14 protein-coding genes are annotated in these 12492 nt (G+C 43.2%); all 14 read right to left on the minus strand.

All coding sequences use genetic code 11. The features are described from left to right. A partial coding sequence (locus KO537_RS20655) for a hypothetical protein (protein WP_251071175.1) occupies window positions 1-3069 on the minus strand: 3069 nt, incomplete at its 3' end. A gap of 280 nt (window positions 3070-3349) precedes the next feature. Continuing rightward, window positions 3350-3649: a hypothetical protein gene (locus tag KO537_RS20660; protein ID WP_219235612.1), complete on the minus strand. Its 300-nt coding sequence runs from the start codon at window positions 3647-3649 to the stop codon at window positions 3350-3352. After that, window positions 3650-4216 (minus strand): hypothetical protein, encoded by a 567-nt coding sequence (locus tag KO537_RS20665; protein WP_219235613.1) that lies wholly within the window; start codon window positions 4214-4216, stop codon window positions 3650-3652. Window positions 4217-4221: 5 nt separating this feature from the next. Next, window positions 4222-4641 carry a hypothetical protein gene (locus tag KO537_RS20670; RefSeq protein WP_198572419.1) on the minus strand — a complete coding sequence of 140 codons (420 nt, stop codon included), beginning with the start codon at window positions 4639-4641 and terminating at the stop codon, window positions 4222-4224. Window positions 4642-4648: 7 nt separating this feature from the next. Then, window positions 4649-5155, minus strand: coding sequence for a hypothetical protein (locus tag KO537_RS20675; RefSeq protein ID WP_028759493.1), 507 nt, complete (start codon window positions 5153-5155; stop codon window positions 4649-4651). 38 nt (window positions 5156-5193) lie between these two features. After that, on the minus strand, window positions 5194-6000 hold the full coding sequence (locus tag KO537_RS20680) for a type III secretion system protein (protein ID WP_173248270.1): 807 nt from the start codon (window positions 5998-6000) through the stop codon (window positions 5194-5196). Window positions 6001-6014: 14 nt separating this feature from the next. Continuing rightward, on the minus strand, window positions 6015-7058 hold the full coding sequence (locus KO537_RS20685) for a VspD (protein ID WP_219235614.1): 1044 nt from the start codon (window positions 7056-7058) through the stop codon (window positions 6015-6017). 156 nt (window positions 7059-7214) lie between these two features. Then, a complete protein-coding gene (locus KO537_RS20690; RefSeq protein ID WP_198572420.1) occupies window positions 7215-8387 on the minus strand; it encodes a hypothetical protein in 1173 nt (390 codons plus the stop codon). A 20-nt stretch (window positions 8388-8407) separates the two neighbouring features. Further along, entirely contained in the window at window positions 8408-9595 is a 1188-nt protein-coding gene (locus KO537_RS20695) for a hypothetical protein (RefSeq protein ID WP_173248276.1), read from the minus strand. A gap of 151 nt (window positions 9596-9746) precedes the next feature. Further along, window positions 9747-10235, minus strand: coding sequence for a regulator (locus KO537_RS20700; protein ID WP_173248278.1), 489 nt, complete (start codon window positions 10233-10235; stop codon window positions 9747-9749). A gap of 29 nt (window positions 10236-10264) precedes the next feature. Further along, window positions 10265-10756: a regulator gene (locus tag KO537_RS20705; protein ID WP_173248280.1), complete on the minus strand. Its 492-nt coding sequence runs from the start codon at window positions 10754-10756 to the stop codon at window positions 10265-10267. Further along, window positions 10743-11288: a type III secretion protein gene (locus tag KO537_RS20710; protein ID WP_173248282.1), complete on the minus strand. Its 546-nt coding sequence runs from the start codon at window positions 11286-11288 to the stop codon at window positions 10743-10745. Before KO537_RS20710 ends, KO537_RS20705 begins: the two co-directional genes overlap by 14 nt. After that, entirely contained in the window at window positions 11288-11566 is a 279-nt protein-coding gene (gene sctI, locus KO537_RS20715; RefSeq protein ID WP_263162474.1) for a type III secretion system inner rod subunit SctI, read from the minus strand. The genes KO537_RS20710 and sctI overlap by 1 nt, the downstream gene beginning before the upstream one ends. A 541-nt stretch (window positions 11567-12107) precedes the next feature. Beyond that, on the minus strand, window positions 12108-12482 hold the full coding sequence (locus KO537_RS20720; protein ID WP_173248284.1) for a hypothetical protein: 375 nt from the start codon (window positions 12480-12482) through the stop codon (window positions 12108-12110). Between the last annotated feature and the right edge of the window lie 10 nt (window positions 12483-12492).

A 12492-nucleotide genomic window follows, 5' to 3' on the forward strand; every position in this document is an offset into this window, starting at 1 on the left:
TTGGGTGTAATTACTGCCCGTTTGCGCACCCTGACTCAGATTCACAGGTGTTGAACTACTCACCTCCCATTTACGGCCAGTGTATCCTTGTGCAGCATTCGCCTCAGGCACTTCTGTCGCAGAGATGTCTTCCGTAGGCACGCCATCCGTCTGTGACATTGAAGGTGTGTTTGTGGTCTTCGCCGCGACAGGCGGACGAGCTGGTGTACCCGCATTCGTCGGTGTGTCTGCGACGGCTGTCGGCACATCGGTTTGCGTGCCATCATCTGTCATCGATGGCGAACCGTTGCCCATTACCGCTGGGGTTGTACCATTGCCATTGCCAGCCGCAGAATCAGGCTCTGTACCAAGATTACGTCTAGGCCCTGGGGTGTAATTGCTGCCCGTTTGTGCACCCTGACTAAGACTCACCGGGGTGGGACTACTCACCTCCCATTTACGGCCGGTGTATCCTCGCGCTGCATCCGAATTAGGCACCACTGTCGCAGGCGTGTCGTCCGTAGGCACCCCATCCGTCTGTGACATTGAAGGTGTGTTTGTGGTCTTCGCCGCGACAGGCGGACGAGCTGGTGTACTCGCATTCGTCGGTGTTTCTGCGACGGCTGTAGGCGCATCGGTTTGCGGACCATCATCAGTTATCGATGGCGAACCGTTGCCCGTTGCAGGAACATGACCACGAGGATGACCAGTCGCTGAACTCGGTGCTGCATCTGGGGTTGTCCCCAGATTACGTCTAGGTCCTTGGGTGTAATTGCTGCCCGTTTGTGCACCCTGACTCAGACTCACCGGGGTGGGACTACTCACCTCCCATTTACGGCCGGTGTATCCTTGTGCAGCATTCGCCTCAGGCACCACTGTCGCAGGGGCATCTTCCGTAGGCACGCCATCCGTCTGTGACATTGAAGGCGTGTTTATGGTGTTCGCCGCAACAGGTGGACGAGCCGGTGTACCTGTATTTGTAGGAACATCGGCTTGCGTGCCATCATCTGTTACATCCGCCACCGATGGCGAACCGTTGCCCATCACTGGTGGGGTTGTACCGCTGCCATTACCAACGGGACCACGAGGATGAGCTGTCGCAGCACTCGGCGCTGCATCTGGGGTTGTCCCCAAATTATGTCTAGGTCCTTGGGTGTAATTGCTGCCCGTTTGCGCACCCTGACTCAGATTCACTGGTGTTGAACTACTCACCTCCCATTTACGGCCAGTGTATCCTTTTGCAGCATTCGCCTCAGGCACTTCTGTTGCAGGGGTGTCGTCCGTAGGCACGCCATCCGTCTGTGACACTGCGGGCGTTGTAGTTTGACGCGTGTTTGTGGTCTTCGCCGCGACAGGCGGACGAGCTGGTGTACTCCCATTCGTCGGTGTATCTGCGACAGCTGTAGGAACATCGGTTTGAGTGCCATCATCTGTTACATTCGCCACCGATGGCGAACCGTTGCCCGTTACCGCTGGGGTTGTACCATTGCCATTGCCAGCCGCAGAATCAGGCTCAGCACCAAGTGTCGTACCAAGATTACGTCTAGGTCCTGGGGTATAATTACTGCCCGTTTGCGCACCCTGACTCAGATTCACAGGTGTTGAACTACTCACCTCCCATTTACGGCCAGTGTATCCTTGCGCAGCATTCGCCTCAGGCACTTCTGTTGCAGGGGTGTCTTCCGTAGGCACGCCATCCGTCTGTGACATTGCGGGCGTTGTAGTTTGACGCGTGCTTGTGATGTTCGCCGCGACAGGCGGACGAGCCGATGTACCCGCATTCGTCGGAGTGTCCGCGACGACTGTCGGCACATCGGTTTGCGTGCCATCATCTGTCATCGATGGCGAACCGTTGCCAGTCACCGATGGGGTTGTACCGCTGCCATTACCAACAGGACCACGAGGGTGAGCTGTCGCAGCACTCGGCGCTGCATCTGGGGTTGTCCCCAAATTACGTCTAGGTCCTGGGGTATAATTACTGCCCGTTTGCGCACCCTGACTCAGATTCACAGGTGTTGAACTACTCACCTCCCATTTACGGCCGGTGTATCCTTGTGCAGCATTCGCCTCAGGCACCACTGTCGCAGGGGTATCTTCCGTAGGCACGCCATCCGTCTGTGACGTTACTGGCGTGCTTGTGGTCTTCGCCGCGACAGGCGGACGAGCTGGTGTACCCGCATTCGTCGGTGTGTCTGCGACGGCTGTCGGCACATCGGTTTGCGTGCCATCATCTGTCATCGATGGCGAACCGTTGCCCGTCACTGTCGCAGGTGTATCGTCCGTCTGCGTCGCAACTGGCGTTGTGGTTTTCGTTGTTGTACCTGCTAAAGGCCTAGGTACATCGGATCCCGTCGCACGATCGTGTTCATCAATAACCAATGATTCACTATTAGGAATAACAGCATACGCTGTAGCACCATCTTTCCCTTTTATTTCGACCATTTGAGCACATGCATCATCCCCGCTTAGAAGTAAATTGAATAAGGTTACCAGCTGCGGATCTACTTGCTCTTGGCACTCAGATATTAACGTCTTTAATCGCGCTTGACGCTCCTTAACTGGCGTCTCGACAACAGTGACTTCAGCAGCATCAGCAAAGGGTAACGTGACCCGCCCGATCGATGTTGCATCAGTTGTTTGCGTGCCGATATTATTAACATGCGACTCGTTAGGGGTCTTAACTTGATCTTCTGAAACCAGATTAATGTCTGGATCCTTGGAAGAGTTAATAAAGACATACCAACTGTTATGAAAGTTATTAACGTTGTTAAAACAGTTATTAAAAACATCTCCGCGTTCGGTGTCTTTGTCCGTCACATCTTCTGTATGCTTAGGTTCCGGTAGCTCGGCCAGGGAAGGCAAATGAAAAGGGCGCTTAGTTGGTAAATCTTTGGGGGCATCAACTTTAGGCGGCTCCAACGGGGCTTTTTTCTTCTCTTTATCGCCAGCGACAAATTGGGATCCACCATACATAGCTATCGCAGATGCATTACCATACATCACCACAAATACCGTCGGTAATAAACTAAATCCTAAGGTGAAGGGAGCTAACACAGTACCGATTGTTACGGCACCGGCGATCGCAGCCAAATGAAACTTAGCCTTTTTCTCTGTGCTCACTCTATTTGATTTTTTAGTGCTTTCTTTAATCTTTTTAGGCTTAGCTTTAGAATGAGGCTCTTCCGTCTCCAAAATACTAGGGGCAGTAGAGACACTCTCTGGAGTTTGAGGTTCCGCAGATCTAAGTGTTGGAGCTCTAACGTCCAATAAAGAGGTAGATCGTGCTATATTCCTAGGTAGAGCCTCACAGTCTAAACGTGATAACTCTGGCATAGAAGTACTACGAGCCAACGCTGGATTAAGTGCCATATTAAAATCTCATCTTTTCAAATAAATTAATGCTTAACCGTCTCACATTATCTTCGGAATAATCTTGCTCAGCTATTGTGAGAGTAAGAAATCCATCAACACGAATAAATACACCTTTTGAGGCCATTTCAAATTGTAAAATAAGATCAATAACGGCCTCCAAGTTAACGAGATGTATTAACTGGAAAAAAGGAAAAACTGGCAGCAATAGATTGTCTGGGTAATCTCTAAAAATAACACCCTCATTTTTTTCGAGGCGCTGTAAAAATTGTTGAATGTAGTCACACGTTCTAGGTTTCATTTACTTTGGACAAACCAATACAAGGTCATTATTAGTTAACGACAATATTTCTTCAACACTAAGACTAGTTTTAAACATAGTACAAGATGCCATCAGAACTAACGTTTTCGGTAATGAAGATAAACTAGTTTTCAAATAGTTAGCATCAATAATGAGTGTATCCACTTTTAACAATGCAGATATATTGAAATCTCCTATAATAAGTTGGCAACTCATTAACAGAGGCAACTCATCTATATCCATCTCAGGATATGATTTAAACGCTAATCCATACTGGCTTAAGACTTGAGTGATTACATAGGATAAGTAATCCTGTTCGAGATGGTTCACATCCAAACCGAGCAACCTGCCTGCTTCGCATAAAGAAACATATAGTTCAGCCTCGATACCTGCATGCTTTAAACTGAGTAATATTAAATCCTGCTGCTGAAATCGATGACATATAGCACCTACATCAACTCGAATTTCTTTATTATTAAAAGTCGTTCCAGCAACTTGATTAACTACTCGGTAAATTGCTGGTTTCATCTCATATTTTGGCATGAGATTGACGCGTTTGTGTTTCATATATTTCACCGGTTCCTAGATAACAGTGCTAATACATCCATACTCATTTTAAAATCTATATCATCGATCCAATCACGTATTCCAGTAGGTGTTTTACAAACAAAGTCATAAAGCTGTTGATAAGCAACTTTCGAAGTTACCTCTTCAAAATCAACACTTTGCACTAATGTCAAAATAAAGGTGATTTTATGAAATTGACTATCTAATATCCCTTCTACCACAATCGCTTTAACTGTTGTTTCAGAATAGTCGCGCAACATAGCAAACCATTCTATTACCGCTTGTTTATCGGCATATATCTCCACATCAGATAATCTATTCCAACTAAGCCGTTCTGACTTGGCTTTTAATAACTGATAAGGATCAAGTGTTTTGCCCTTTAAGTGACAATGCGAGATACGAACATGGCGATTATTTGTAGGCATTTATACTTTACTCTTGAATATAGTAACGGCGACATAAAGCCAATAATGACAGTAAACCATCTAAATTATGTTCATAAGCGACAAGTTGCTGCACTGTTTTGCTATTAGCATCCATATCCCCTGCGGAAGACTTAACATCTGCAATATATTTTTTAAGCTGTTTTCTTAACGTTAATGGATATAAGTGCTCACAGTGCTCTGCCGCATGTAATATCCAAAGTTGAGCATCATTTAATGATTTAACATCAAGTAAATTATCAGAGAAACCTTGCCAATCGCGTAACGCCTTGAGCTGATAGCTATTAAGCTGTCGAGCAAATTGCCTTTGCTGATCCAATGTTAAATTTTTACGTTTAACCCGGAACAGACGAGGATATTTTTTAGTTCGCTTGTCGACTTGCTTTATATCTTTTACTCGGCGAGGCTGGCGGTGGTCACCAGCCTTCTGAGTTCGGTTAATATCCGAAATTTTTTCGGTGCGTTGTGTCACGGCAAAAGAAACGGGTCGAAGCATAGTTAATCAGAGCGAGCTTAGGCTCGCTCTGCTCCGTATTATCGGTTAGTCACTAAACTCGCTTTCGCTACAGCTTCAAGGATCTCATTTAACTTCACCGCTTCAGCAGTCAGATCTTGAATATATTGATCAAGCTGAGCATCAAACTTCTCTTTCAAGTCTTTGCTCGCTTGAGTCTCTTCTTGTACTTTCACCTGTTCAGCATTTTGAATTTCGTTTGCATTGCCAACCATACCATCAGCCATTCCACCCATTTGAGTGACAGAGTTGTACTTGGCAGTACGCTGCTGCTGAAGATTAGCACTGTATTGATTAAGCTCTTTTGCTGTTAGATCTGAGACTTTAGGAGACTTATCAACATTAGTGACTTTACCAGACTCAAGATCCGTCGTTTTTAATAACTTGACTCCTCCTGTATCCGCAGCCCCTCGGTCGCCCATTTTGGATAAGTGTTTATCCTTCAGCGTTTTAGTTTGGCCAATTCGAACAGTTGCTGCTGTTGTCATTCCCATGTTAACCACAGATGACGCTAAGGTAATACCGAAGCGTAATTTGGCATCTTGAGATTTATCTTGCGCGAGCATAGTCGCCAACTCTGACGTAGCAACAGCTTCACCAATGCGATTCTTCATCACTTGAGCGCGAACCTGTTGAGACGACTCGATAATTTGTGCTAAAAGTGCCAGTAAATCAGCCATTGATACCGAGCCTTTGTTGGCCTCTTTCAATGAGTTTTCATAACTGCCCCATGCTTTTTGATCTATCGGCTTGAGATTATTAACAGAAGAAGTCTCTTCAGATTTTGTCGATGGTAGTGACAGTGCACTCATTTGTACTAAATTCATAAATTAGCTTCCTCTTACATATTGATTGAAATAATCTTGTCGTTGTATTCGCGCTGATCACTATTAACTTTAAAAAGTGATTCAAAAGCATGGCTTACCGCACGCAACGCCTGATTAAGCATGGTCAAGATTTGCTGGATACGTGTTTCCAACTCCTCTTGGTTTGCTTTAGCAATCTCAAGATCTTTTGTAATGTCGGCAGACTTAATCGCGTAACCGCTACTCACGACTGAAGTTGCATTTGAAGTAACCGAACTTGCTTGAGCAATCTTTGAGGTCAGCTTTTCACCACCACTTGCAAATGACTTAATCTTATCGAGTAAAGGCTGAATCAACTTCATAACTTTGTTGACCATACCCTGAATTTTTGTCGATATAGTGCTGAATGACTTCAACGTTTTAACTGCGTCGACAGCCTTATCAACCATAGTTGCGACTTTCGCAGCCCCACTCGCAACAGCCTTACCCGCAGTCGCCATCATGTTCCCAGGATTGAAACTGACCACCATACTGATAATGCCAATAGCAATCTCTAATCCCATTGATACATAGCCCCTGATCTCTTCAGAGACACCTGCGGCTTCCATAATCTTATCGACAATTTTAGGCAATACGATCGAAGCAATCATGAAACCAATCATCACTGCAGCCATAACAGGATTGAATGGCGCCATTATAATTGCCGCAAGAAAACCTAATCCCATAGCAATCTTGCCCCAAATGCCTTGGCTCTTTTGGGCTTGCTTCTGTTCTTCAATCTGCGCCATACGCTCTTTAAGCGCATCGATCTGAGTATTTTTTTGAATATCTATCAGTGTTTTTTTCGCTTCAGAGTTTTCTTTACCGGTACCAGAAAACGCTTCAGCGGCCAGTTTCATACTCTCTTGCACCATGCGCCAGAGCTGACTATCGGACACTCCAATCGTATTGCCTGGTAAGGGTTGATTCGGCTTAGCCGATTCTGTCGCAGCAGTGTTTTGGCGCTGAACACTCTGGCTCTGTTCATCGACTGTACCAATAATGCTTGGCGCAGCGACGGTAATCATGAATGTACTCATAGTTATTTCCTTTCATGTGACGATACTGGGAATAGATGCGCACTCACTATCAGAGTTACTGAAGTGAGCTTGCACATCTAAATTCTCGCGATGCGAGCGGCATGTTCCCAGTGCTACCATGCCCTTCTATTTTGTACTTAATACAAACACGACTCTTTAGATGTTCCTTGCGAATGCCATTTGCTCATCACGGCAGACCTGAATCCAATACTTAAGGGTCTGCTGCAGCATCTTGACTTGATCGCCGATACGGTTAATTTCTTTAATATCTTCATCAGTAAGCTGTCTAGGCGAGAAGTTTTTATAAAGATCTGTTAAATATTGAGCCTGAATCGTTCCGTCATAATCGAAGGCCTGAGTCACTCCAGGTGGTAAAGGCTTATTTGTGTCCGACGAATTCTGCCAACCAGGACACTTAGCACTGAACAAGTACGCCATCGCATCCATATTGGCTAATTTAGTGAGTAGTCCATCAACCTCTGCTTTACTGCCAGTGAGAATGGTCTCGACCTCGGCTGCCGATACTGTTTGATCACCGTTTAACGCGCTCAGCAACACAATTCTTGCCATAGGGCTAATATCGTTAAGGCCGCTGGTGATCCAGCCACCGGCATTGGGATCGTTATACACAGACGAGGTAAAGCGACTCGATAACTCTGTGGGCGTCGTCGATGAGATATTGCCGCCACTCATAGCTGACATAGCTTGGTAAGCAATGCTATCCGTTGGAATTTTCCCCCCCTGAATCGCACTATTCAGAGTACTCCAAACATTATTGACCTTCGCCCCCAATTGCTCAGGGGTAAAATCCCAATTGGTATGACTGCCACTACCAGTTTTTTCCAGTAGAGTCCCCAATTCTTTCAAGAAGTTAGCGTCTTCTAAACCGTACTCTTTACTATTACTCAACACATCGAGCAGCACCAGCTGGAACATGTTCTCGTACTCAATTCCGTTAATCCCGCCCTCTTTCATAGCAGTAAACATCTGCATAATGGCGGCCTCGAATGCAGGTTTTCCACCACTGGTCCACTTATTAACGATGTCTAATTGACTTCCATAGCCCTCAATACTCGTCGCAAGAGCCGAAGCAATAACGGCCTCGGAATGTTGGCCCGCCATAGCCATCACCACTTGTTTCTGCTGCGCCGCAACCATTAATAGCGTTGTTACATCCCCCGTTTCGACATCGAGTGAGGCGAGCGCACGGTCAGCAATCGCCAACTTAGATTCATTCGCGACAGGCACCATAGCTTTAAGTGGTGCATTTTCGGTTGTAGACGGCACTGTCCACTGGGGCTGAAGACCAGAAACACCATTAATACTCATAGCAAACTCCCTGTTGATTGTTAGATATTTCTAGCAAATGCCATGAGTTCATCCCGGCAGATCTGAATCCAGTACTTAAGGGTCTGCTGGATCATTTTCACTTGATCGCCGATACGGTTAATTTCTTTAATATCTTCATCGGTTAACTCGCGTGGTGGAAAGTCGGTATACATATCTTTAAAATAACCGGAATCCAATCCAACCCCCTCCCAATCAATCACCTTATGCCCATTTTGAGTGACTTCACGCCAACCGCTATCTTCCCCGTGACCATCATTTTTAAAGAGAAAATCCATAGCAGATGTATAACTTCCGCCCGGTGTATTATTTTTAATAAAGTCATTCAACTCACCCACTGACCCAGTGAGAAATAAATTTATCGTATCTTGCGTTACGTCAGGATACTTATTTAAATAGGCAGCCATTAGTGCCATACGTAACATAGGCGAGACACCTGCATCACTTGGATATCCAGCATCACCAATAAACGAATATTTATTTTCAAAATTATTTTTAAAGTGGTCGACTAATGCAGATGGTGCGCCTTGTTTATCTTTTAAAAATGTCAGTACTTCATTACACAGGCTGTCTTTCGGAGCATTTTTCAACATAAAGTCAAAGATAGCTGTACTTTTATCTGCGAATTTCTGTCCATTCCAGCCCTCATGATATCCATGTGAACCAGAACCCGTGCTCTCTAAAAAATGCATCATGTCTTCCATCATCTGTGGCGTGAGATCTGGAAAGTCAGCTGAGTGTGAAATGTAATCCATAATGGCTAGCTGAAATAAATCTTCAATTTCATTACCTGTGATACCATCTTTCAGAAAACCTTCGAACATTTCTCTCATTGCACTTTCGAACATAGGCAGACCGCCAGTTGTCCAACCTTGTATATGTGCTAATTGTTTACCATAAGCTTCAATGCTTCCCGCCAAAGCAGAGGCGATCGCGCTTTCAGAGCTCAGGCCAACCATTGAGCGTACAACTTCTTTCTGATGGGCAGCAAAAGTAGCAAGCGTCTGAAATGGAGATGGCTCACTCTTAGTAAATGGCAGAGCTTTATTTGTTTTTTCTTCTTGCTGGGAGGCAGACTTAACTAACTTTTCTATATCATTTAGATTTTTTTTATCGGCATCAGTCAAAGATGAACTTTTTTGTTCAAAATTTAGCGCATCTGATAACACTCGTGCATTATTCACTATCATTTATAGAGTCTCTACAATTTAAGAATCCTGTATCCTCTTGATGGTACAGGTTGGGAATGCACTCACACAGAACAGCTAAATGTGTGAGTCATGAAATTGGCTTATATCTCAAGAAAAAACTTAGATTCAAATGGTTGTTTACTATCTATAATTAAGGTAAATACGGGCTCAGCTGCGACTTAAGATAATGATATCGTTGCAGATAGAAATCATTTAAATTATCTTCTTTTACAATAAGCCAGGTAACACTAGCCTCGGTATATTCATTTAACTTATAATGACACAAAGAAATGTTGAGAATAGTTTCATCTAGATCATTTGTCGGGAAAGTCTTTAATATGTTTAGCACTTCCAAAGCTTTTTTAAATTGCCCTTTTTCCAAAAAAATGGCAGCTAGACATCCTGGGCCTCGATGATCATACGGATTTAAACCAACATAGGCAGAAAAAACAATCTCAGCTTCCTTAAATTGGAAGTCAGTATAAAACTTAACCCCTAATTCATAAATTGATTTTAGTTGAGTTATTGTGATTTTCTGCGACTTACGCATAGCTGCAATATCTTTTTCAATGACTGTGCCACTTAATAGCTCAAAAAAGTCATCACAGGTTTCACCTGGGCGTATTGTATTTTTTTTCATATAAATTCAATCCAATTTTAACGGTTATTTTACCCGCCGCTGAGTTCGATATCTGTATCCTTGGCGACTTGTAAGATAAAGGCATCAAGTCTAGTAGAAGATTTTACTGCTAATATGGATTCTGGCAGTGATATACCTAGTCTTAAAGCCCAAATGATGGCATGACGTGGATTGTGAATAGCCAATAATGCTACTCCAAGTTTTTGGGTGCACATATTTTTTGACACATTAGAATCGAGTTTAATTCCTAGTGTACTTGACCAGAGATATTGACTTTGATTGAGATATTGCTTGCTCAGCAGCCAAGAGCGATCACTCGCGTCACCTTTGCGGGCTTGGTATATGACTACGCTACCCAATACTTTCACTAAAGCAGTAATTTTTGAACGTCTAGGTGTAAACCATACCTGTACCTCACTCTCGGTTAGTGTTGTAAGCACACTATATTGATCCGGGGAAAGTCGCCGATTGACCAGTAAATAATGTAAGTATGTTTGATGAAGTTTTTTATACTTTTTCATTACCCGTATTCTGAAAAAAATAACTGACAGTTAATGTATCCAACTCTGAAACTAAGCCTTTCAAAAAACGCTCAATATTCAACTTATTTTCACGTTCGATTTCATCAAAGCTAAAAATAATAACCGAGACTCGCTTATTTTTTTCCCCAGTGACGATAACACTGCTCCGTAGCACATTGGGAATAACACTAATTTTGTTATATATTTCGCGGCTCTCAAGCAAGTTTCCCTTCACTATCTCTAACTTACTCAAGCTAGCAAATTTTGACTCAAGCAGATCATTGAGATCTTCTCGTTCAAAATAGAAATTGAATTTTGTTAACACTTCTCTCGCCTGAGCTAAGTGATCTTTATCAACATAGACAAGATGACGATCCTTACTAATAGATAAAGAAGCGGAAACCTGATATCGGGCCAGCAGAACAACCACTTTGTTCGCTGCATCAGCGGAATCAAAATTGGCAACTTCTACTCGGCCCTGATCATTACATCCAAAGAGTACAAGAAAAACTATCCAGTACAGTTTTTTCATCACTGGGCCTTCATGACATCATTTATTGCAGTGGCAGACTTCGAAGCAATTTTAGTTACTGTTTCCTGATACATGCTGTAATGAAATACCGATTGCTGTAAGGCCAACGTATCCTGCAAGGTAATCGTTTTTCCATCATTTATCTTCTGTAAATTATTCATAATCTCTTGAAAACCTTCACCAATATTATTAAAGGTATCTTCAAATACAGAAGGTTGTATCGCTTGTACATTAAGATCTACCATTTCTAAACAACTCTTTAAATCAATACGCTTCACAATGTTTGATATTTAACCGCTGCCATCGTTAGCAAGCAAATGAACAAACTGGAATCAAAGTGAAAAAACACGAGTTTAAAAATAACTTTTTAATACAATGAGTTAATTAATAGACCCCGAGTTATTAGTTAAACTCCTAACCCGTCATATCCAAATATATGCGCTTTAGGAAAGTATTTATCGGCTTCAGTTTTACGCTTTACCCAAAACGTCAACACCTTTCCTTCTCGAAGTAAGTCATTTGTAGTCGAACAGCTTCGCTATGGCCTACAACATAAATATTCTTAATACTTTATCGGGTAGACAATTGATTGCTAAAAGGGCTATAGATGACACCATTAGTCACATGACGAACACGCGTTGCGTTGGATTTAGAATCAATAGCCACTTTTTCAGTGCATTATGGAGCCAGCTTAGTCGGATATACTGGAGACAGTTGATGAACAGATAATAATGAAAGAACATTAAAATTAACTAAATCATTCCTCTTGAATCATCAACTGCAGAAATTTCATTCCTGAATAATGATGTAAATTACTGGCTAGACTTTGATATATGCAACCATGTTATTGAACAGTTTCAGCTTACCGGCCAACACTCGTTCTACATTAGCGATATCTGCGGAAAATTCTGTCACTACTGTTAATTTCTCTTTCTTTATATTGAAGAAAACGTCTTCATCAGACATGAGACTCTCTATTATTTTAGGAGCTTTATTTTTAAGCATGCGTTGATCACGCAAGGGGATTTCAATAAAAGTTTGCAATGTTCTATCATTTATATAAACAAATATCTCCTCTCCGCCATTCAATTCGATTGCGATAGGATCATCACCCTCGATGCGAGATAATAAGCTTGGTGACACATTAAAATCATCTACGAGTGTTTTATAAACAATTTCTCTGAGTTTTTTCATAATACCTTCC

It is taken from the genome of Shewanella sp. NKUCC01_JLK, from assembly GCF_019345615.1.
GTDB lineage: Bacteria > Pseudomonadota > Gammaproteobacteria > Enterobacterales > Shewanellaceae > Shewanella > Shewanella oncorhynchi.

Coding starts and splice junctions, on each gene's coding strand:
- KO537_RS20690 (WP_198572420.1), bottom strand. CDS start 8,387: ATGAGTATTAATGGTGTTTCTGGTCTTCAGCCCCAGTGGACAGTGCCG.
- KO537_RS20695 (WP_173248276.1), bottom strand. CDS start 9,595: ATGATAGTGAATAATGCACGAGTGTTATCAGATGCGCTAAATTTTGAA.
- KO537_RS20660 (WP_219235612.1), bottom strand. CDS start 3,649: ATGAAACCTAGAACGTGTGACTACATTCAACAATTTTTACAGCGCCTC.
- KO537_RS20670 (WP_198572419.1), bottom strand. CDS start 4,641: ATGCCTACAAATAATCGCCATGTTCGTATCTCGCATTGTCACTTAAAG.
- KO537_RS20720 (WP_173248284.1), bottom strand. CDS start 12,482: ATGAAAAAACTCAGAGAAATTGTTTATAAAACACTCGTAGATGATTTT.
- KO537_RS20685 (WP_219235614.1), bottom strand. CDS start 7,058: ATGAGTACATTCATGATTACCGTCGCTGCGCCAAGCATTATTGGTACA.
- KO537_RS20675 (WP_028759493.1), bottom strand. CDS start 5,155: ATGCTTCGACCCGTTTCTTTTGCCGTGACACAACGCACCGAAAAAATT.
- KO537_RS20710 (WP_173248282.1), bottom strand. CDS start 11,288: ATGAAAAAACTGTACTGGATAGTTTTTCTTGTACTCTTTGGATGTAAT.
- KO537_RS20705 (WP_173248280.1), bottom strand. CDS start 10,756: ATGAAAAAGTATAAAAAACTTCATCAAACATACTTACATTATTTACTG.
- KO537_RS20665 (WP_219235613.1), bottom strand. CDS start 4,216: ATGAAACACAAACGCGTCAATCTCATGCCAAAATATGAGATGAAACCA.
- KO537_RS20680 (WP_173248270.1), bottom strand. CDS start 6,000: ATGAATTTAGTACAAATGAGTGCACTGTCACTACCATCGACAAAATCT.
- KO537_RS20700 (WP_173248278.1), bottom strand. CDS start 10,235: ATGAAAAAAAATACAATACGCCCAGGTGAAACCTGTGATGACTTTTTT.